Raw genomic sequence first — 19,652 nt, 5'->3', positions numbered from 1 at the left:
TGTTTCCCGGACGCAAGTCCCTAAAGACCCCCGGCAGACCACCGGGTTGATAGGTCAGGCGTGTAAGCACAGCAATGTGTTCAGCGGACTGATACTAATCGGTCGTGCGGCTTGATCGCTTTTTCTTTCTCTTTGAGAAAGACAGCGATTTTAGACTCGCGAACTGTATAACTTCTATTTTAAGTCTATGTGTAGTTTTCAGAGAACAACCCGTTCTTTTAAATTTTATTGGTGGCCATAAAGCTGTGGTCCGACCCGTTCCCATCTCGAACACGGCCGTCAAACACAGTATTGCCGATGGTAGTGCTCTTATAGATTGCGCGAGAGTAGGTTGCCGCCAGTTTTTTCTTTAAAACCGGAATCCTTGTGATTCCGGTTTTTTTGTGCCCGGATGGCTTGTGGTTGACTGGTTGCAGTTGTCCCGATATATTTTCTCTGCGTTTCGGGAGGCTACTGGTAAACAAGTTTAGTTGAAACCAAACGAGCGTTTGTTCCGTCTAAACTTGAACACACAGTAGACCAATATAATTTAGACCTATGAACACGTTCAGAAAATTGGGTTTGCAAGGGTTCACGCTGATTGAGCTACTGGTCGTCATCGCCATTATTGCCCTACTGGCTGGCATGTTGTTGCCGGCGCTGGCCAAAGCCAAGGAGGCCGCGCGCCGCATTAAATGCACCAACAATCAAAAGCAAATCAGCCTGGCATTGGTAATTTACGCCGATGACAACGAAGATATGATTCCGCCGCGGCAGCATCCGGCTTGGCCCACGCTGTTGCGTCCAACCTACCTCGATTTAAATATGCTGATATGTCCCAGTGATGGCCCCAAAGTTCCGCAGGGTAGCAGTTCCAGTAACACTCCCGAAGATACGGCGCCCCGCAGTTATATGATCAACGCGTTTAATGATTTTTATGCAGATCAAGCGCAGAGCACGGATTGGAATGTGATCCGTCCGCTCATGGCATCCAACAGTTTTCGCATGAGCAGCATCGCCCAAACCTCGGAAACGGTTACTTTTGGAGAAAAAGAAAACGCATCATACCATACATTCATGGATATCTTCCAGGGAACGGGCAATGACATTACCGAGATCGAACATAGCCGCCATATGTCCATTGGCAGCAATATCGGCAGTGGTGGATCGGTGTTCGCCTTCGCCGATGGTAGTGCGCGTTTTGTAAAATATGCCCGCACCATTCAGCCCGAAAACCTTTGGGCGGTGATTCCCTATTACCGCACGAATTTTTTGCCCACAGTGCCGCTTAATTAACACTATTCAGGGGGCGCGCAATAACGCGAGGATTACCGCGAAAAAGACGAGTGCGCTGATTTTTCAGCTTGAATTTGGCTGGTGGATGGACAAGCTATGACTTCGATGCATGATCGTATCGAATGCGAAAAAAAAACGGTCCAGATTGAGTCCAAGTGGAGTTTAGGCGTTCGAGTGAATGGTTGGGTTGTCCATCGCAACGCTGGTCCAAAGGGATGGGGTCGTTTTGTTTCCGGACCATTGCCGGTGCATCGCAGGTTAAGCGTAATCAAAAACATCGTACTTATATCAGGAGATTAAAATGAAATATGGTTTAAATATTCGTCAGGATGGCGCGCTGGATTTTTTATCCCTCGGCGCCTTGGTTCACCGTCTTGATCCAGGCATTATTCCGTTCCGCAAGGCCACGGAATGCCAGATCCATGTCAGCGGCGGTGAGTTTAACGTCGCGGCCAATCTTTCCGACTGTTTCCGGTTGCGCACCGGAATTGCCTCGGCGATGGTGGATTACCCGATTGGTGATTTGATTGCCGAGCGGGTTCGCGCCATGGGCGTGAAACCCTTTTACAAACACTTCAAGCACGACGGCGTGCATGGGCCGAACATGGCCACGGTGTTTAGCGACCGCGGGCAGGGCGTACGCGCGCCAGTGGTGTTTTACAACCGCTGCAATGAGGCGGCGGCACAATTGAAGCCCGGCGATATTGATTGGAAGTCCATCTTTGCCGACGGAGTGCGTTGGTTCCACAGCGGTGGTATTTTTGCCGCGCTGTCCCCGACGACCGCCGAGTTGATCATTGAAGGCATGCAAGCGGCGAAGGCCGCCGGAGCCATCGTGTCCTTTGACCTGAATTATCGCGCCAAGTTGTGGAATATTTTGGGCGGCCATGACCGTGCGGTCGCGGTGCTGGATCGCATCGTGAAAAATGTGGACGTGCTCGTGGGGAACGAGGAAGACCTGCAACTCGGCCTAGGCATCCCTGGTCCGGAAGTGGCGGCCAAGTCCAAATTGGATTCCAGCGCCTTCATCAGCATGATGGGGAACGTTACGAAGAAGCATCCGCAGATCAAGATTGTGGCAACGACGCTGCGCGAAGTGCATTCCACCAACCGGCATAGCTGGGGCGCGGTGGCTTGGGTGGACGGCACGACGTACACGTCTCCGACCTGCGAATTGGACGTGGTGGATCGCGTCGGTGGTGGGGATGGATACGCCGCCGGGTTTTTCTATGGTCTGCTCACTGGGGCGTCACCGGAAGAAGCGGTTAGTTTGGGTTGGGCACATGGTGCATTGCTCACCACATATCCGGGTGACACCACCATGGCTACGGTGGATCAAGTCAAGGCGCTGTCCAAAGGCGGTTCCGCCCGCATTCAGCGCTAACAATTAGCACAAAAGTTATAATTCGTTTCGCCCGTTCATGGTTCCTTGGGAATCTGGACGGGCGAATTGTTTGGTGGCCAGGGGGGGGGGAAATGCCGGGGCGGCGGTGAAACTCGTAAAAAGTGTTTCCCACCGGCGGGAATTTACTCTACACATAGCGGCCATGATTATCGCGCCGTCATTGCTGGCTGCCAATTTCGGCAAGTTCGCATCGGATGTCGCCCGGGCTGAACGTGCCGGGGCGGAGTGGCTTCATTTGGACATTATGGATGGTCATTTTGTCCCCAACATCTCGTTTGGACCGCAGGTGGTCAAGACGCTGCGTCCGCTCACGAAGATGTTCATGGATGTGCATTTGATGTGCTCGGTGCCGGAAATTTTGCTGGAAGCGTTTGCCAAGGCGGGTGCGGACCAAATGACGGTCCATGCCGAGCTGGGCGAGGAGCAGGTGGCGAGTTTGTTGTGGAAAATCCGCAGTCTGGGTGTCAAAGCCGGGTTGGCGATCAATCCGCCCACGGCCATGACGCTGGCACAACCGCACTTGAACCGCCTGGACTTGCTGCTGGTCATGACGGTCAATCCAGGGTTTGGCGGCCAACCATTCATTGAGGAAACCCTGCCTAAAATTCAGCAAGCCTCCGCCTGGCGGAAGGAACGTGGACTCAATTATCGTATTCAAGTGGATGGCGGCATTAATTTCGATACGGCCAAAGAATGCGCCAAGGCCGGGGCAGACACGTTTGTCAGCGGTACCTTCCTGTTCGGCAAACCGAACATGGGCGCCGCCGTGAGAAAAATGCGCCACTTGGCGGAAAAGCAAGTAGCCAAAAAAGAGCTGTGTACCTGTGACTTGCTGATGGCCTAAGGTGCGTGACAGCGTATGTCCCGGATACAATTTGGCACGGATGGTTGGCGGGCGGTCATTGCGGAGGATTTTACGTTTGCCAATGTGGCGCGGGTGACGCAGGCCACTGCCGATTGCTGGAAAGCCAATCCGGCAGCGGGAACCATGCCCACCGTGGTCGTGGGCTATGACCGGCGTTTTTTTTCCGATCAATTTGCGCAATGCGTGGCGCAGGTGATGGCGGCCAATGACCTCAAAGTCCTATTGACGCCGGTGCCCACGGCCACACCCGCAGTGTCACTAGCGGTCAAACAGCACCAGGCCGTTGGCGGGGTGATGATTACTGCCAGCCATAATCCGGCGCGTTTCAACGGGTTCAAATTGAAGGCGCATTATGGTGGTCCCGCGCTGCCGAATGCCTGTCAGGCAGTTGAAAGTTATCTCGATAAATCCCCGGTGCGCTTGATGGATTATGAGGCCGCAGTGCGGGAGAAGCGCATTCTTATCCGGGAATTGCGCCCGCCCCATTATGCCGCGATCAAACGCCTGGTGGACTTCAAACTGATCAGCCGATCCCATTTGCGGTTTGCGCACGATGCGTTGTTCGGGGTGGGAGCGGGTTGTTTCGATGACTTGCTGGCTGGCACCACGTGCCGGGTTACGACGTTGAATGGCCGGCATGACACGCTGTTTGGCGGCATCAACCCGGAGCCGGTGGAAATTAATTATCGTCCCAGCCAGGCGTGGTTGCGCCATCATCCGCATGATGTCTGTCTGGTAACGGATGGCGATGCAGATCGCGTGGGCGGCATGGATGGGCGCGGGAATTATGTGTCCACGCATCAGCTTATCTGCCTGCTGCTGTACCACTCCATCAAGAACCGCCACGGCCAGGGCCGGGTAATCAAGGCCCTCTCCACGACGACGATGATGGACCGAATGTGCGCCGAGTATGGGCTGCCGCTGGTGGAGGTGGGGGTGGGCTTCAAGTTTACCTGTGCGGAGATGCTCAAAGGCGACGTCTTGCTGGGGGGCGAGGAGAGTGGCGGCATCGGGTTTGCCGGGCATATTCCCGAGCGGGACGGCATTTTGGCGGGATTGATGCTGCTCGAATTGCTGGCGATGGAACGGCGATCCTTGCCGAAAATCATCGCCGAACTGGAAAAACGTTATGGCCCGCATCGCTTTGCACGGGTGGATATCCGGTTCCCGTTGGAATTGCGTCCCACGCTGATGGAGTTTTGCCGGGCCAATCCGCCGGGAAAATTATTACGGTCGCCCGTGGCGGAGGTAAAAACCTACGATGGGGTGAAATACCTCGCTCGGAATGGTTCGTGGCTGATGTTGCGCGGCAGCGGCACGGAGCCGATTGTGCGCATTTACGCCGAGGCGGGCACGGATGCCGGGGCGCAACAGTTGCTGCAACAGGGATTGCGTATGACCCGGCAGGCGGCCCGGGTTAAACCATAAACAATGAACAAAAATAGTTATATGAATCAATTACAAATGACAATCCTGGTGCTGGGAGTATGCGGATGGCTGACAGGCGTGGCGGGCGATGACAAAGGGACGGCGAAGGCTGCGCCGATTCCCGCCGAGTGGGTCGGCAAGGTTACGGATGCCGCGCAGCTTCCGGTGGAGAGTAGTGCCTGGGGCACGCTGCAATGGTTGTGCAATGAAAAACTGTCGCCCGGCGCGATACAAACGGTGGGGCTGGCCACGATTCTGCCGGGCTGCAAAAATCCGGTGCATTTTCATCCCAACTGCGAGGAGGTGCTGTACGTGATTTCCGGTCAGGGTCGGCACAGCTACGATGGGCGGACCATCGAATTGAAAGCCGGGATGACGATCCGCATTCCGGCCGGGGTCAAACACAACATGGCCAACACTGGCACCGAAACGCTGCGCACGCTGATTTCGTTTTCGGCGGGTGATCGAAAGACCGTGTTTCTCCCGGATTCACCCGCGAAGTAATCACTAAGGAGCAATGGCTGGCGATTCCGCTCCGCCAGTCCGCTCCCACACGGCGATAAACATGCCATTGCTGGAGGTTTCCGCCGGTGATATCCAGAGGGTTTCCGCTGGTGGCATCTTGGGTTTCAGCGGATTGATCACCGGCAGCGGTTTGAGTTCCGGATGGGCCGTGGAAAAAGCGGCGGCGACCTCGGTGGTTTCACCGCGCGTCAGGGTGCAGACCGAGTAGATCAGGCGTCCGCCGGGTTTCAGGGCGGCGACCGCGTGGTTCAAGATTTTACCCTGCAAGGCGGCCAGTTCCCGAACGTCCAGCTCGGTGGTGGTCCAACGGGCATGGGGATTGCGTTGCCAGGTACCCACGCCGCTGCACGGCGCATCCACGAGGATGCCGTCCATTTTGGTCCCGAACGGGAGCTTGGCGCTGCCATCCCATACGCGCGAACGATAATTGAAACACTGCGCCCGTTTGGCGCGCATCTTCAACCGGCGCAACCGCCATTCCGCCTTGTCGGTCGCCCAGATCAGACCCTTGTTACCCATTAACTCCGCCAGGTGCAGTGTTTTGCCACCCTCACCGGCGCAGACGTCCCACCAGGTTTCACCGGACTTGGGAGCGCAAATCAGGCTGACGGCTTGGGAACTGAGATCCTGGACTTCGAACTCACCAGCTTGAAATTCCGGGAGGCGAAACAGGTCCAGGGAACCCGAATAGGAAATGGATTGGGGCAGGGGACCGGGCTTGGCGTCAAAGGAGCGTTGTTGGAGGGAATTGTTGGAGGTTTTGCGCGAGCGCAACCAGAGCGTGGGAGGTTGCTGCAAGGCCCGCAGCCAACCCGGGGTGACGGAGAGTTGCTCCTGAATCCATTCAGGAATCGCCCGTCGCAAATCGGTTGCGGAAAACGCATTGGGTTGGGTGCGGAATTTTTCCTCCAATTCCTGTGCCTGGCTGATCTGGTGTTGGATGGACCAATCATGGTGCAACCACCCGAGCCAGCGAAAATAGGCAAAGACGGCCTGGCTGATCGCCCGCGATTCGGTGCGGGTGATGCCTTCGGATTCGCGAAAGGCCTCGCGCAACGCGGCATCCGCCGGCAAATCCCGGCTGCATTTGCCGATGATTTTGGCAGCGATGGGCAGCCAGAGCGCGCGTTTTTCCTCTTCCGTCAAGGGCGGCGCGTAGCCTTCATCCCAACGCGGTTGCTCCCGCCGCCGGTCGTCGCGGTAAGCGGGGCGTTCATCGGTAAATCGTCTTTGGTGTCCTGATCGCATATTAAATCGCCCGGGAATATAACACGGAATCCCGGTGAATGACACGATTATTACCGGAAAATCCGGCGGGCATCGGCGACGCAAAATCGCAAGGGATCACTCCTTGGGTTTTGCATCAGCATCGGTGAATGGAAAGAACTTGGGAGCGCATTCTGGGCACAGGCCGTGGGTGAAGCGAAAGCCGGAGCGTTTCTGAATGTAATTTTCCACTTCGTTCCAATAGCCCTTGTCATCGCGGATGCGCTTGCAATTGGCGCACATGGGGAGCAAGCCACTGAGCGTTTGCACTTCCGTCAAAGCCATCTGCAACTCATTGAGCAATCGTTTGCGCTCCATGGCATAGCGCAGCGTGCGGCACACCAACGGGCCATTGATTTGCCCCTTCACCAGAAAATCCTGCGCGCCCGACTGCACCAACTGCGCGCCCAGATCGGCATCGTCCAGACCGGTGAACACCACCACCGGCAAGGCCGGGAAGGCCATCCGCAGTTCCAGAAAAGTCTTCTCCTCGGAACTATCCGGCAGACCAAGGTCCAGCAGCACCACATCCACTTCGTGTTCGCCCAGCCATTTCATTCCATCTGCCAGGCTTCCGACGCAAGCCAATTCAAAACGCTGACGGACATCCGCGCCCAGGTAGGCTTTCATGAGCCGGCACAAACTGGGATCATCATCAATAAATAAAACGCGAATGTTATTTTCGTTCATGGATGGGTGGTGAGGTGGTGGTTGTTCGAATGCATGGCGTGTTCGTGAAGCCAATGCCGGATGGCTTCCAGTTGCTGGCTGGCCTGGGCCAATAACGTTTGCGCGCCTTCCAATTGACCTTGCTTGCCCAACTGCTCCAGGGCGCGCAAGGGCGCAATGATGCCGATCATGCCAAAGCTCGCGCTGCCGCCGGCCAGGCGATGAGCCAGGCGGCAGACATCCCTGGCGGTTCCAGCCTGCACGGTAACGGCCAGTTTGGCCATGCTTTCATCAGCTTGGGCCAGATAGATTTCCGCCAACGCACGCATTTCGTCCGGGTTGCCATTGGCGGCATCGCGCAAAACCGCCGAGTTCACCACCGGCGCTTTAGCCGTGAAAGCAACCGAGGCGGCTATTGCGGACGGGCTATTTGGACTGGCATTCATTACGTTTCGACACCAAGGCTACCCATTCAACAATACTCCACACCGACCCCAAGCGCAACGAACGGTTTCTGGGTGGCACAACAGCATCATGAACTGATCTGCGGTTGTTTTGTTTGCGCCGACTGACGTCGTCGGCTACGCCGAGGGTAATGGTGTAGTTTTGAAATTGTGGTAAAACTGTTTGGCAAAGATTTTTTGGCACAAGTGCGGAAAACCGAAGACCGTAACCGGGACGGGAAACTTTTGCAGAAAAACATCCAAAATCATGGCAGAAAAATTTATGAGCAAAAAGATTGAGAGCCGGAAGATGAGGATTTTGCCCGTTAATCATGCGAAGGAATGCGAAAATTTTGCTTCTGGATCACGGCCCGGCTTTATCCGCTAGAGCCCGGTAGTGCGTCTGGATTTCTTCCGGGCTTAAGGCGCGACAGTACAGTTTAACTTCGTCCAAAAGCCCGGTAAAATGGGCTGAGTGATTTTCGGCGTAGTTCCCCATACAGATCGGAAACGCATTGGGTTTCATCGGTCCCGGTCTAGCCATGGCGCCACGTTCCTGGCCGTCCACGTAGAGGCGCATGGTTTGGCCATCAAACGTGCCAACCAGATGTACCCAGCGGCCGGTGGGCAGCGGGATGGATGCCGTCAGGTGATGGCTGAAATTCGTCAGCGGCACTTCAAAACACGGTTTGCCTTGCAGGATGCCCAGGCGATAACCCGAAGCGGCGCCACCGCCATAAACCCGGTTGATGAACCATTTATTGTCCTGTCCAGCCACCTCGGTTTTCACCCAGCATTCCAAGGTCAAGGTGGAGGTCAACGAGAGGGACGTGTGGTTCCCCACCAACACCCACCCGCCATTGCAAACCAGCGCCCGGCCATCAATGCCCGCCGCGCGATCACACCCGTGAAGCGTTGCCCCAATGCGGTTGCCCGAATAATCGAGGGTTACCGGCGCGTTGGTTTCCTCGTCAAACGCCCACCAGCCCACCAAGCCGTCTTCCGTGGCACCGGCTTTACGCACTTTTTTGAAGAGCAACCGGCGAAGGTTGTCTTCCGTGGCTTGATGGGTTCGGAACGCGGTATCGTAGGGTCCCATGCCAATGTCTTCCGGCAGCAGATCGGTGTGCGACGGATTGGCGGAAGCAAAGACTTGGCGCACCGCGTCCAGATACCCAAAGCCATACTCGCGATACGGTGCCAGGTAATGCCCTTCCCCCCACTCATTCCAATTATCCAGCAGCAGCATCCGGCTGCCCAGTTGGTTGGTTGGTAGAGTGGTGATAAAGTTTTTGGCCTGCTGCGCGAGCGTCGCAAAATCGGCGGGCGGAATTTTCCAGATGCTGCCCTCATCGCGCCAGCCGCTCCAAGCCTGTGAAATGGTCGGCACTTGCGGCAGAATACCCAGGTCCTGCGTTTTCCGGAGGTATTGCATCTGCGTCTCGATGGCTTGTGCCGGCGAAGGGCTGTTCGGCACATACCAGCAATACGCAAACGAATAATCCAGCCCCAGTTGCTTCATCAATTGCAGCGGCACTGGATTGGTGCCCCGGTACTCGCCCAAGAGGTACAGGCCGTCGAACCCCGCCGCTTTGCAGGTCTGCCGCATCTTGTCCAATGCGGATCGCACTTGCGCTACCCCGCCCAGGTCCTTGACGAGAAATTCCGGACGATAAATGAACAGCAACGGTTTGTTGTCCACTTTCAAATAGCTCGGGTGTTTGAAATAGTTTTCCAGCCAGAAGGGCAGCAGGTTATTCATCAAGTCCGGCTCGTTCGCCACCCCCGCCACGCCGCGATTTTGATTTTCCCACATGATGGTGAACTTCATCTTGCTCTGAAACCTGGATTTGAAGAGCCCGTCATGGATGGCGCTGCCGTAACGCATGGTAACCGGCCCGCCCTGACTGGCGCGATACCAGCAATAGACGAAGAAGGAGATGCCATGCTCCACCGCCCATTTGGTTTCCCAATCCGAGATTTCCGGGCTTTCCTGCGCATAGAATCCCAGCGCGGGCGTGCGCTCGGCATGCTTGAGTACATTGTCCCAGAGGTTGAATTTGTCCGCCTCCCACAAGGGGCAGTGATGCGCGCCCACCAGGATTTGCGTGGGTGCCGGGACCGGCTCGGGAATATAGGGTGACTTACTGATGGCCACGGGGGCCAGAAACAGGATTGGCAAAGACGCGTTGGTCAACGGTTTGCCGTGCTGATTGATGCGCAACGCCAACTGAGAGGATATGGCTTCCTTGGCCTCGACTTCCCAAGTCAGTGTTTTTTCCTCGCCGCCCTGAAGAGACACCGACGCACCGAGATTGCTTTTAACGAGCCTGACGAATTGCGGCAACCCCAACTGGATATCAAGGTTGGCGGTGGCATCCCCGGAATTCTCAATCACCGCATGAATCGGTATTGGCTGCCCGGCACGACACACGGATGGACCGGGCAGAAAGCTGCGCAGGCGAAGTTCCTGACTGACGTTGGTCACGGCAGGAGACGGCATCATGGCCGGTAGGTTGGCCGCCCCCGTGCAAAGAACGAAAAACAGGCCTAGTCCAGCCACCCAAAGCCACACGTTATTATTGACATTGCGCATATCTGGCCGCCTTTGAGGCAGCGCTATTTCGCCTTCGGCTTGCCGATGGACTGTGCCAGGATGGGCTTTTGCTCCGGGCGCAATCCCAGCAGGTTGATCAGTTCGGCGCGGGTGCCCGACACGGAATACACCACGGTTCCCAACCCTTCACTTGCGCAAAACAAATACACGTTCTGGCTGACGTACCCGGTATCCACTGCGGCATAGAAATCCTTCTCTTCCGGCTTGGCCTTGACCAAACGCGCCAGATCCGCGACGTATAACAAACTGACCGGCGCCTGTTTGACATAGGCTTGGCCGCTCAATTTCGGACGCAGATCCCCCGCCTTCACCGGGGTAAGTTGGTTGAGCTTGGAATCGTACAGGTAAACACCGGTGGCGGTAAACACGTAGAGGTCCATCTCCTGGGAATTCATGGCGGAGGGCACGGTGCGATGCCCATCCGGGCGGTTGGTGCCATAAGCGGCCCACAACAGATTGGCCAGCGTTTGGGACTCCAGCGCCTCGGCGGTGAACTCGCGGGTGGATTTGCGTTCCTGCAACACTTGCATGAACGGTTTGCCGCCTGTGAATTGCGCCGGTGGGAGGCTCATGGGTTGGAGGTCCTGCGCCACGAGCGCGCCAGTGAAGGAGAATAACGCCGCGCAAAGCGCGCTGCGTTGCCAATAAGTTGTGGTCTGATGATTCATGGGGGTGATTTATGAAGTACAGCGCGGAAAAGGTCAAACCTAACCTGCCAAGTAAACATAGCAGCAGCTTCCGGTGGTTGTGTTTTAGCCAGATCGTTTTTCGGCAAAATCCCTCGGCTGAAAATCATGGCTAAGCAGGAGCAGTTAAGGCATAGTCGTCGCATGACGCACTTACAGAACTTATTCATGGTACTCGTAGCGGCCAGTTCGCTAGCGGCGGCACCGGACGCGCAACCGCAATGGCTGCCGGCCAGCCCGGAGAAGTTACCACGCTGGCGCGGGTTTAATCTGTTGGAGAAGTTCCAGTTGGGCAGCGGGCGGAAACCATTTGTGGAAGAGGATTTCAAATTGATCTCGCAATGGGGCTTTAATTTTGTCCGGTTGCCCATGGATTACCGGCTCTGGATCAAGAACGGCAACTGGGAGGAATTTGACGAGCCCACGCTCAAAGAAATTGATCAGGCAGTCGCGTGGGGCGGCCAGTACGGCGTCCATGTCTGCCTGAATTTTCATCGTGCGCCTGGTTACACGGTCGCCAAGCCGGCGGAGAAAACCAGTGTCTGGACGGATCCGGAAACGCAGCGGGTTTGCGCTCTGCACTGGGGCACCTTTGCCAAGCGCTATAAAGGCATCCCCAGCGAGCGGCTGAGCTTCAACTTGATGAATGAACCGGCGGGTGTTGATGCGAAAACATATGCCGAGGTTGTGCGCCTATTGGCGACGGCCATTCACAAAGAGGATCCCAACCGGCTGGTCATCGCGGATGGGTTGCAATGGGGCACAGTGGCTTCACCGGAACTCAAGGGTGCGGGCGTGGCCGAGGCGACCCGTGGTTATACGCCGATGGAGATCAGCCATTACAAGGCGAGTTGGACGGGCGGCGAACGCTACCCGGTGCCCGTCTGGCCGCGGCCCCTCTCCGCCTCCGGCTGTTTGCTCAGCCCGGCCAAGCCGGAGGGCTCGCACCCAATGGTGATCGAAGGCCCATTTGCCGAGGCCACCACGTTGCGCCTGCATGTCAAAGTGGTGTCCTCCGCCGCCAATTTGCGGGTGACGGCAGACGATAAAATCGTTTTGGAAAAGCAATTCAAGTGTGGTCCAGGCAAGGGCGAATGGAAGACGGCCATCCTGCACCCGAAGTATAACGTGTACCAGAATATGTATGACCGGGATTATGAAACCGTGGTACCCGCCGGTACCAAGCAGGTGCAGATCCAGGTTACCTCGGGCGATTGGCTGGAAATCAGCGAACTCGGATTTAAACCGGCATCCTCCCCCCGTGAGGACCTGCTCCCCTTGGATCTCGCCTTTGGCAAGAAACCAGAACCGTTCCGCTATGCGCCGCAGGCCAACGGTCCGGCGTTCCTGAATATGAAATACCAGGACCGGCAATGGCTTTGGGACAATTGCATTGTGCCGTGGAAGGAGTTGGAGAACAAAGGGGTCGGCGTTATCGTCGGCGAGTGGGGCGCGTATAACAAGACGCCGCACGACGTTTTCTTGCGCTGGGCGGAAGACTGCCTGCAAAATTGGCAGCAAGCCGGCTGGGGTTGGTCATTATGGAATTTCCGCGGCAGCTTTGGGGTGCTGGACAGCGAACGCACCGATGTGCAGTATGAAATCGTCGGCGACCACAAGGTGGATCGCAAATTTCTGGATTTGCTGCGCAAATACTAGCGGAAAGTGGAATTGAACTTGGCCAATAATAAAACACAATGTCCCGGCCAGACCTTGCGGCCCAACCGGGACAAAAGTGGGGGATGGGAGTTCGCCATGCTCTCTTTCCCGGACCGGCATTAGGCGCCTTAAAGGCTGCCGGCTTCCCGACGCCATTCTCCACGGCAAGCGGAGTTTTCGGCCTCATAGCAGGGCCGTCCAGCGCCTTGCGGACACTGAATTATCGAGTGAGGCCTCTTAGCCCGCTTCGACTGGTGGTTGCGCCACCGGCCGGCAGACCAGGTCAAGACACGCTTGTGATAGCTTTTCCGCGTCTTAACCCCTTCACACCAGGACGGCCACTGCGGTTGGCAGTGCGTTGGCCCGGTGCCACGGGTCTGACCTCTTAACTCTCAGGTTGCATTCTCTCACCGGCCAGCGGTCCCGTTTTTAGGATCGCTGGCGTCTTGGAGGTTTTTCACGGGCCTTGCCTGGACCCCGTGTTCCCCCCGGTGCCGGATCGCTCTTTATCCCGCCTTTCGGCGTCTTTCTTGGGCGGCCCCGCCTTCCAGCGGCTCCGCCAGCGTCACCTTCACCGTGCTGACTCACAGTAGCAACCAATTACCCTCTGGGTAACTGCGATTCGCCCCGGCCCGAAACCAGCCAAGGCTACTTCACCCGGCTCGGAACGGCTTCTCATCGTCCCTGACCGCGCAGCTCCTATTTTCGCGTAACTGACAGCGCGCGACCGCTGCCAGAGGAGCTGGTGAATCCTGCCTCCGCCCCCGAACCTTGCGATCCGGCTTGAGAGGGACCAAACCAACCAGCCTGGTCCGATCTTTCCCCAGTCACCTGGGAGTATCCTCGAGTCGCTTCCCGCCTGCTTTCTTGCGTCCGCCGACGGACAACCCGGTTCTTTCAATGAACTGGTAATAAGGTAACATATCACACGCAATTCACAAGAAAATGATATGCACAAGTTATTCACCGAAAGCCGCTGCGGGCAGGCGTGGCTTGATGCTGTGGCAGCCCGGAAAATACGATAATTTTCCAAACTCATCCGAAAGTTATTCACCGATCCGAATCACCATCTGCCTTCGCCGGTGAACAAGTTTAACCGGCCATTCGATGGAACTCCGGCAAACGGCCGTTGCTGATCCGCAGCGCCATGTTGGCTGCAACAAGTTGTTGAGAAATCACGCTTGGCATGAGGCGACAGGTTGGTTACTTTGAACGCCCAGATGCGATGGATTTCTATTTGGTTGGTCGGGTTGTGCGCGTGTGTCGGCCGGTGGCCGGGATACGCGGCTGAAGCTGTGCCCGAATTGACCGTGGAGGCCCTGAACTTCAACGGCGAGTTTGAATATGACCTGCCCTCGGGCACTGCCACGGGCACCAATGGCGTCATGGTGAAGTACCGCGACATGGTGTTGACTGCCATGCGGGTCAGCATCAACCAATCCAACACCACCCTGCAAGCGGAGGGCCAGGTACGGCTGGTACGCGAGGGGCAGACCTGGTTGGGCCAACAGGTGATATATGATTATAAGAACCGCTTCCTGCTGGCCACGAATTTCCGCAGCGGCCAAGCGCCGCTGTTCGTGTCGGGGGGCTCGGTTACTTCGCAGTTATCCAACAACACCTATGTCGCCTACGGCGCCTACCTCACCACCGATGATTATTCGGAGCCGTTTCAACGCATTCGGACCCGAAAGCTGATCATCGTGCCCAATGGATACGTGGAGGCGCATTCCGCCACGCTGTATATCGGCAAGGTGCCGGTGTTTTATTTCCCGTACTATCGGCGTCCGCTGGGCAAGCATGTCAATTATTGGGATTTCACCCCGGGCTACCGCAGCACTTTCGGGCCATTCCTGTATAGCACGTACCACTGGTATTGGAATGATAAGCTGGACGGTGCCATGCACTTGGATTATCGCGTGAATCGCGGCCCGGCAGTCGGGCCGGATTTAAACATGCATCTTGGACGCCTCGGCGAAGGTCAACTGAATTATTACTATACCCGCGATACAGATGCCGGACGCACGCCGCTGCCCGGCAACCGGGAAATCGGCACGGACCGCGAACGATTCTCATACACGCACTCGCTCACCATCGACAGCAACACCACCGCCCGGCTGGTGGCCCGTTATCAAAGTGATCAACAGATGATCCATGACTTCTTTGAAGGCGAGTACCAGGAAAATGTCCAGCCCAGTTCCTTTCTGGAAGTTGAGCATCGTTGGAGCAACTGGTCCCTCAACGGCCTGGGCATGACCCGGCTGAACCGGTTCAACGACACCGTGGAACGGCTGCCGGACATCAAACTCACCGGTTTTCGCCAGCAGCTCGGGGAATCCCCGTTCTATTACGACAGCGAGAGTTCGTTCGGCTGGTATCGCCGGTTGTTCTCGTATGACACCCTGGGCAAATATTCCGCGAGCCGCGGAGACACCTACCATCAAATAACCCTGCCGCAAAATTATTTTGGCTGGCTGAATGTGTCCCCGAGAGTGGGCGGACGCTTCACGGCGTACAGCGCGGCAGACGGTCCCGGTGCCACCACCACCGATCAATCGCGCGGGGTGTTTAACACTGGCGCGGAACTGTCCACCAAACTGTCCCGCGTATGGCCCGCCGCCCAAAACTCCCTGCTGGATGTCAAGGGTATCCGCCACATCCTCACGCCTTCGATCAATTACGTGTATGTGCCCACCCCAAGCGCCCGGCCTTCCGAATTGCCACAATTTGATTACGAAATTCCCAGCTACCGCATGTTACCCATCGAGTATCCGGACTACAACTCGATAGATGGAGTGGATTCGCAGAATGTGTTCCGCCTTGGCCTGCGCAACAAAATCCAGACCAAGCGGGAGGGGCAGGTGGAAAATCTGATCAACTGGATGCTGGCCTCGGATTGCCGCCTCCGACCGCGCGGCCAGCAGAGTTCTTTTGGCGATTTGTATTCCCAACTGGATTTCAGCCCGCGTTCCTGGATTACCCTTTCGCAGGAAACCCGGTTTGATACCCAGAACAGCAAACTCAGGGAATTGGATCACCGGTTGACCCTGACACCAGACGAGGTATGGAGCTTCGCAGTCGGCAATCGTTTCATGTGCCGCGATCCGTTCTATGGCATTACTGACCGGCAAAACCTGTACTACACCCAGTTCTATTATCGCCTGAACGAAAATTGGGCCTTCCGCACCTCCCACCATTTCGAAGCGCACCTGGGAAAAATGCAAGAGCAGTATTATACGGTGTACCGCGACCTGCGCAGTTGGACGGCGGCGCTGACGCTCCGCATGCGTTCCAACGTGGGTGGCAAGGACGAGGTTACCGTGGCGGTTACCTTCTCGCTCAAAGCGTTCCCACGCTTCAGAGCGGATTATGAACAGCCCAACCGATTGTTAGGCGACTGATTCAATTGCGGATTTCGGAATGCGGAATGATGACCAGTTATCAGTTATCAGTTTCATGGTTACAGCAGCGGCTTCAAATGGTCTATCACGGAATTCCAATCCACGTCCGGGGTTAAATGACACCAGGAGAGGCGGAGGGCACCTTTGATATGGTCTTCGGACAGGCCCATGGCGGTGAGGACGTGGCTGGCGGTGTAGTTCTGGGAGGTGCAGGCGGAGCCGTTGGAGATGGCGATCACGTCTTTCAGGGCGACCATGACGGCTTCGGAATCGAGGCCCGGAATGGCGATATTCAAGGTGTTGGGCAGGGCTTTGGCTGGGTCGCCCGTAGGGATGCCGCCCAAGGATTGGAAGGCAGCCAAGGCGGCTTGCCGGATTTGCAGCCAACGTTTTTCGCGTTTCGCCAGGTCGCGTTGGGCGATTTCGGCGGCTTTGGCGAACGCCATAATGAGGGCAACGGGCTGGGTGCCGGGGCGGAGGCCGCGCTCCTGGCCACCGCCGAGCACCAACGGGGTCAGCGGCGGACGGCTGTAGCCCCGGCGACGGGTGATCAGCGCCCCGATGCCTTTGGGGGCATAAAGTTTGTGGCCACTCAGGCTGATGAGGTCAAGGCGAGGGTTTTGGAGGTCGGGAATGCGTTTGCCGAAACCCTGGGCGGCGTCCACATGGAAAAAGGCCTCGTGGCCGGCCAAGGCAGTGGCGATTTCTCCAATGGGCTGGATGATGCCGGTCTCGTTGTTGACGTGCATGACGGAGACCAAAAGGGTATCGGGCCGCAACGCGGCGGCAATCTGCTGCGTCAACACCGCGCCATCGGGTTCCGGGTTAATGAGGGTGACGTCAAAGCCCTGCCGGGTGAGGTGCTCCAACGGTTCCAATACGGCCTTGTGTTCGATGGTGGTGGAAACAATGTGTTTGCGACCGGTTTTCGCGGCATGTTCCCGCAAGCCCAGGATGGCGAGGTTATTGCTTTCGGTGGCACCACTGGTGAAAATGACTTCTTCACGATGACACTTAATGACCGCAGCGATTTGGTCGCGGGCATGCTGGACGGCTTGTTTGGCGTGATTGCCGAACTCATGGGTGCGGCTGCCGGCGTTACCATAATCCTCGCGGAGGAAATGTAGCAGGACCGGCTCGACCTCGGGGTCGAGGGGCGTGGTGGCGTTGCAATCGAGGTAAACGAGTATTTGGTGAAAATTCAAATCGTCATCATGGGGAGTGCATCTATTCTGCTGGCAAAGATGCAGCAGGACTAATATTATCTCGGCCGTAACCAACGCTTGAATCATGTTTGGAACGAGTGACAAAACACCGATGCGCCGGCACCAAGCGGCGCGGCAGACGGTGGCACGGGGCGTGAACACGGCCCTGATGATGCTTTACTGGAAGGTCGGTGAACGAATCCGCAAGGACATTCTCAAAGACAAACGAGCGGAGTATGGCGAGGAGATTTTGCCGACACTGTCGGCAAAAGTGGCTCCCGAGTTTGGAGAAGGCTTCAGGCCCCGGAATCTGGCCCGGATGATAGCGCTCACCGAGGTGTTTTCGGACAGGCGGATAGTGTCCGCACTGCGGACACTATTGGGATGGTCGCATTTTGTGGAACTGTTGCCGCTGAAAAAACATCTGCAAAAGAATTTTTACGCAGAGATGGGCCAGTTGAAGGGATGGCGCGTGCGCACGCTGCGGTGGGCTGCGGTTGCGGGAATTACGCCGGCGGCGGGGGAGCCGAAGGCGCTGTTTTAGGGCGACGGCATGAACATTGAACATCCAACGTGGACCGGCCAAGTTGAAGCATCACTGGATTCAAGGCGCGCGGCGCAAAGCGGCGCAAAAGGTGCAGTTTTTCACCATGGAGAGAATTGACGATGAATTTTAATGAGCTAGTGGCATTGATGGAAGGAACGGATGCGGAGTTGCGAGAGCAGGCAACGCGGTCCATTGACCGGGGGCTGGTGGTGAGGAACTGGCTCCTGGGTCGACACATCGTGGAATACGAGCAACATGGGTTGGATCGCGGGCAATACGGAGAGCAACTGGTGCAGCGACTGGCGGAGGCGCTTTCGGCCAAGGGCCGGCGGGGGTATTCGTATCGGTCACTCCAGTTGTTCAAGAAATTCTACCTCACGTATCGCGGGATTCTGCAGACGCCGTCTGCACTATTGCAAACGGTTGATGGCCAGGCAGATGAAATTATGCAGACGGCCTCTGCACAATTATCCCCCTGGGCCGGGCAAGCGAGCAGAAGCACGCTGAGTCGAGTGGCCACCGAGTTGCGTTTGAGTTGGTCGCACTATGCGTTTCTGGTGCAAATCGGGGACGATGCGGAGAGAAAGTTTTATGAGATTGAGACGGGGCGAGAGACCTGGACGCTGGCGGAATTGAAGCGGCAGTTCAATTCCGGGCTGTACGAGCGTTTGGCGTTGAGCCGGGACAAAGGGGCGGTTCAGGCACTGAGCCAAGAGGGGCAAGTGGTGACCACGGCGGAGGATGCGATAAAAGACCCGTACATCCTGGAGTTTTTGGGATTGCACGGGCGGCCGAGCTATTCGGAATCGGAATTGGAGGAAGCCATCATCGACAAGCTGGAGCATTTTCTGTTGGAGTTGGGCAAGGGATTTCTTTTCCACTCCCGGCAATTCCGGATCACGTTTGCGGAGAAGCATTTTTTTGTGGATCTGGTGTTTTACAACCGGCTGTTGAGGTGCTTTATGGTCGTGGATTTAAAAATAGGGGAATTGACCCACCAGGACTTGGGTCAGGTGCAGATGTATGTGAACTATTTCGACCGGGAAGTCAAAACGACGGACGAGAATCCGACCATTGGGATACTGCTCTGCAAGACGAAGAATGACGCCCTGGTGGAGATGACATTGCCCGAGGGCAGCACGAATATATTTGCCAGCCGGTACCAACTTTATCTGCCGTCGAAGGAAGAGTTAAAAGCCCAATTACAGGAAGGAAAAGCGGAAACATGATCTTAGACTCCATTGCCTTAAACAATTTCGGGGTGTACGGGGGGCGGCAGGAGGCGGTCCTGGCCCCGAACGATGACCGGAGGCCGATCGTTTTATTTGGCGGCATGAACGGCGGCGGCAAGACGACGCTGCTGGATGCGGTGCAATTGGCGCTATACGGGCCAAACCATGGCAGGCACGCGATTAGGCGAATCAAAAAAGAAAGGAAGGGTCATGAAAATGAACAGTGAATGGCTTCGGAAGCTGACGTCCCTCAAACCAGCCGTGAACAAGAAGCTCGGACTCGGAAACGAAAGATTCGCTCCCCACAAGCCGTTGTTACTTTTATGCGTTTTTGAATTGGTGGAGCAAGGTCTGCTTGACGGCAATTACCTGAACCTTTCTGGTGCAGCCTTCGATCTTTGACAGGCCAGCGGGTGCAAGTCCCGCCTC

Annotated in this window: 17 protein-coding genes and 2 rRNA genes; 12 read left to right on the top strand and 7 right to left on the bottom strand. The window is 56.5% G+C overall.

The window, feature by feature from the left end; translation table 11 throughout:
• From WCO56_22285 to WCO56_22255, 7 genes are all read left to right on the top strand, one after another.
• Window positions 1–119 (top strand): 23S ribosomal RNA (locus tag WCO56_22285); the annotation flags it as partial.
• Between the two features lie 108 nt (window positions 120–227).
• A 5S ribosomal RNA gene (rrf, locus tag WCO56_22280) occupies window positions 228–343 on the top strand.
• 194 nt (window positions 344–537) lie between these two features.
• Window positions 538–1,275 (top strand): DUF1559 domain-containing protein, encoded by a 738-nt coding sequence (locus tag WCO56_22275; protein MEI7732318.1) that lies wholly within the window; start codon window positions 538–540, stop codon window positions 1,273–1,275.
• A gap of 301 nt (window positions 1,276–1,576) precedes the next feature.
• Window positions 1,577–2,659, top strand: coding sequence for a sugar kinase (locus tag WCO56_22270; GenBank protein ID MEI7732317.1), 1,083 nt, complete (start codon window positions 1,577–1,579; stop codon window positions 2,657–2,659).
• 106 nt (window positions 2,660–2,765) lie between these two features.
• The gene (gene rpe / locus WCO56_22265; protein MEI7732316.1) at window positions 2,766–3,524 is read left to right on the top strand and encodes a ribulose-phosphate 3-epimerase; all 759 of its coding nucleotides are present in this window, start codon (window positions 2,766–2,768) and stop codon (window positions 3,522–3,524) included.
• Window positions 3,525–3,539: 15 nt separating this feature from the next.
• Window positions 3,540–4,973, top strand: a complete 1,434-nt coding sequence (locus WCO56_22260) for a phosphoglucomutase/phosphomannomutase family protein (protein ID MEI7732315.1) — start codon at window positions 3,540–3,542, stop codon at window positions 4,971–4,973.
• A 21-nt stretch (window positions 4,974–4,994) separates the two neighbouring features.
• On the top strand, window positions 4,995–5,477 hold the full coding sequence (locus tag WCO56_22255) for a cupin domain-containing protein (protein ID MEI7732314.1): 483 nt from the start codon (window positions 4,995–4,997) through the stop codon (window positions 5,475–5,477).
• Between the two features lie 3 nt (window positions 5,478–5,480).
• Here WCO56_22255 and WCO56_22250 read toward each other — a convergent pair whose 3' ends face one another.
• The 6 genes from WCO56_22250 to WCO56_22225 all read right to left on the bottom strand — a co-directional run bounded on the left by WCO56_22250 (window position 5,481) and on the right by WCO56_22225 (window position 11,161).
• Window positions 5,481–6,746 (bottom strand): RsmB/NOP family class I SAM-dependent RNA methyltransferase, encoded by a 1,266-nt coding sequence (locus WCO56_22250; GenBank protein ID MEI7732313.1) that lies wholly within the window; start codon window positions 6,744–6,746, stop codon window positions 5,481–5,483.
• Between the two features lie 96 nt (window positions 6,747–6,842).
• Window positions 6,843–7,454 carry a response regulator gene (locus tag WCO56_22245; GenBank protein MEI7732312.1) on the bottom strand — a complete coding sequence of 204 codons (612 nt, stop codon included), beginning with the start codon at window positions 7,452–7,454 and terminating at the stop codon, window positions 6,843–6,845.
• Window positions 7,451–7,879, bottom strand: a complete 429-nt coding sequence (locus tag WCO56_22240) for an Hpt domain-containing protein (protein MEI7732311.1) — start codon at window positions 7,877–7,879, stop codon at window positions 7,451–7,453. The genes WCO56_22245 and WCO56_22240 overlap by 4 nt, the downstream gene beginning before the upstream one ends.
• Window positions 7,860–8,210 (bottom strand): hypothetical protein, encoded by a 351-nt coding sequence (locus WCO56_22235; protein ID MEI7732310.1) that lies wholly within the window; start codon window positions 8,208–8,210, stop codon window positions 7,860–7,862. Before WCO56_22235 ends, WCO56_22240 begins: the two co-directional genes overlap by 20 nt.
• A gap of 30 nt (window positions 8,211–8,240) precedes the next feature.
• The gene (locus WCO56_22230; GenBank protein MEI7732309.1) at window positions 8,241–10,382 is read right to left on the bottom strand and encodes a LamG-like jellyroll fold domain-containing protein; all 2,142 of its coding nucleotides are present in this window, start codon (window positions 10,380–10,382) and stop codon (window positions 8,241–8,243) included.
• Between the two features lie 113 nt (window positions 10,383–10,495).
• Entirely contained in the window at window positions 10,496–11,161 is a 666-nt protein-coding gene (locus WCO56_22225; GenBank protein MEI7732308.1) for a SagB/ThcOx family dehydrogenase, read from the bottom strand.
• 162 nt (window positions 11,162–11,323) lie between these two features.
• On the opposite strand from WCO56_22225, the gene WCO56_22220 reads away from it, so the two are divergent.
• Window positions 11,324–12,838 (top strand): cellulase family glycosylhydrolase, encoded by a 1,515-nt coding sequence (locus WCO56_22220; protein MEI7732307.1) that lies wholly within the window; start codon window positions 11,324–11,326, stop codon window positions 12,836–12,838.
• Between the two features lie 1,295 nt (window positions 12,839–14,133).
• On the top strand, window positions 14,134–16,239 hold the full coding sequence (gene lptD / locus WCO56_22215; GenBank protein MEI7732306.1) for an LPS assembly protein LptD: 2,106 nt from the start codon (window positions 14,134–14,136) through the stop codon (window positions 16,237–16,239).
• 59 nt (window positions 16,240–16,298) lie between these two features.
• Here lptD and dndA read toward each other — a convergent pair whose 3' ends face one another.
• Entirely contained in the window at window positions 16,299–17,444 is a 1,146-nt protein-coding gene (dndA, locus tag WCO56_22210) for a cysteine desulfurase DndA (protein ID MEI7732305.1), read from the bottom strand.
• 85 nt (window positions 17,445–17,529) lie between these two features.
• Here dndA and WCO56_22205 point away from each other — a divergent pair, with 85 nt between their 5' ends.
• The 3 genes from WCO56_22205 to WCO56_22195 all read left to right on the top strand — a co-directional run bounded on the left by WCO56_22205 (window position 17,530) and on the right by WCO56_22195 (window position 19,450).
• A complete protein-coding gene (locus tag WCO56_22205; protein ID MEI7732304.1) occupies window positions 17,530–17,988 on the top strand; it encodes a DUF1016 N-terminal domain-containing protein in 459 nt (152 codons plus the stop codon).
• 122 nt (window positions 17,989–18,110) lie between these two features.
• A complete protein-coding gene (locus tag WCO56_22200; protein MEI7732303.1) occupies window positions 18,111–19,220 on the top strand; it encodes a PDDEXK nuclease domain-containing protein in 1,110 nt (369 codons plus the stop codon).
• The gene (locus WCO56_22195) at window positions 19,217–19,450 is read left to right on the top strand and encodes an AAA family ATPase (protein MEI7732302.1); all 234 of its coding nucleotides are present in this window, start codon (window positions 19,217–19,219) and stop codon (window positions 19,448–19,450) included. Before WCO56_22200 ends, WCO56_22195 begins: the two co-directional genes overlap by 4 nt.
• Window positions 19,451–19,652: the final 202 nt, after the last annotated feature.

The organism is Verrucomicrobiota bacterium (assembly GCA_037139415.1).
Taxonomy (GTDB): domain Bacteria; phylum Verrucomicrobiota; class Verrucomicrobiia; order Limisphaerales; family Fontisphaeraceae; genus JBAXGN01.
The sequence above is the reverse complement of the archived record's forward strand: the minus strand, read 5'-3'. Positions and strand labels throughout refer to the sequence as shown.

Bases quoted from the DNA above. Each gene is read 5' to 3' on its own strand.
- WCO56_22240 (MEI7732311.1), bottom strand. From the start codon at position 7,879: ATGAATGCCAGTCCAAATAGCCCGTCCGCAATAGCCGCCTCGGTTGCT.
- WCO56_22250 (MEI7732313.1), bottom strand. From the start codon at position 6,746: ATGCGATCAGGACACCAAAGACGATTTACCGATGAACGCCCCGCTTAC.
- WCO56_22255 (MEI7732314.1), top strand. From the start codon at position 4,995: ATGAATCAATTACAAATGACAATCCTGGTGCTGGGAGTATGCGGATGG.
- WCO56_22200 (MEI7732303.1), top strand. From the start codon at position 18,111: ATGAATTTTAATGAGCTAGTGGCATTGATGGAAGGAACGGATGCGGAG.
- WCO56_22235 (MEI7732310.1), bottom strand. From the start codon at position 8,210: ATGATTAACGGGCAAAATCCTCATCTTCCGGCTCTCAATCTTTTTGCT.
- WCO56_22225 (MEI7732308.1), bottom strand. From the start codon at position 11,161: ATGAATCATCAGACCACAACTTATTGGCAACGCAGCGCGCTTTGCGCG.
- WCO56_22275 (MEI7732318.1), top strand. From the start codon at position 538: ATGAACACGTTCAGAAAATTGGGTTTGCAAGGGTTCACGCTGATTGAG.
- WCO56_22195 (MEI7732302.1), top strand. From the start codon at position 19,217: ATGATCTTAGACTCCATTGCCTTAAACAATTTCGGGGTGTACGGGGGG.
- WCO56_22245 (MEI7732312.1), bottom strand. From the start codon at position 7,454: ATGAACGAAAATAACATTCGCGTTTTATTTATTGATGATGATCCCAGT.
- WCO56_22205 (MEI7732304.1), top strand. From the start codon at position 17,530: ATGTTTGGAACGAGTGACAAAACACCGATGCGCCGGCACCAAGCGGCG.
- WCO56_22220 (MEI7732307.1), top strand. From the start codon at position 11,324: ATGACGCACTTACAGAACTTATTCATGGTACTCGTAGCGGCCAGTTCG.
- WCO56_22260 (MEI7732315.1), top strand. From the start codon at position 3,540: ATGTCCCGGATACAATTTGGCACGGATGGTTGGCGGGCGGTCATTGCG.
- WCO56_22270 (MEI7732317.1), top strand. From the start codon at position 1,577: ATGAAATATGGTTTAAATATTCGTCAGGATGGCGCGCTGGATTTTTTA.
- WCO56_22230 (MEI7732309.1), bottom strand. From the start codon at position 10,382: ATGATGCCGTCTCCTGCCGTGACCAACGTCAGTCAGGAACTTCGCCTG.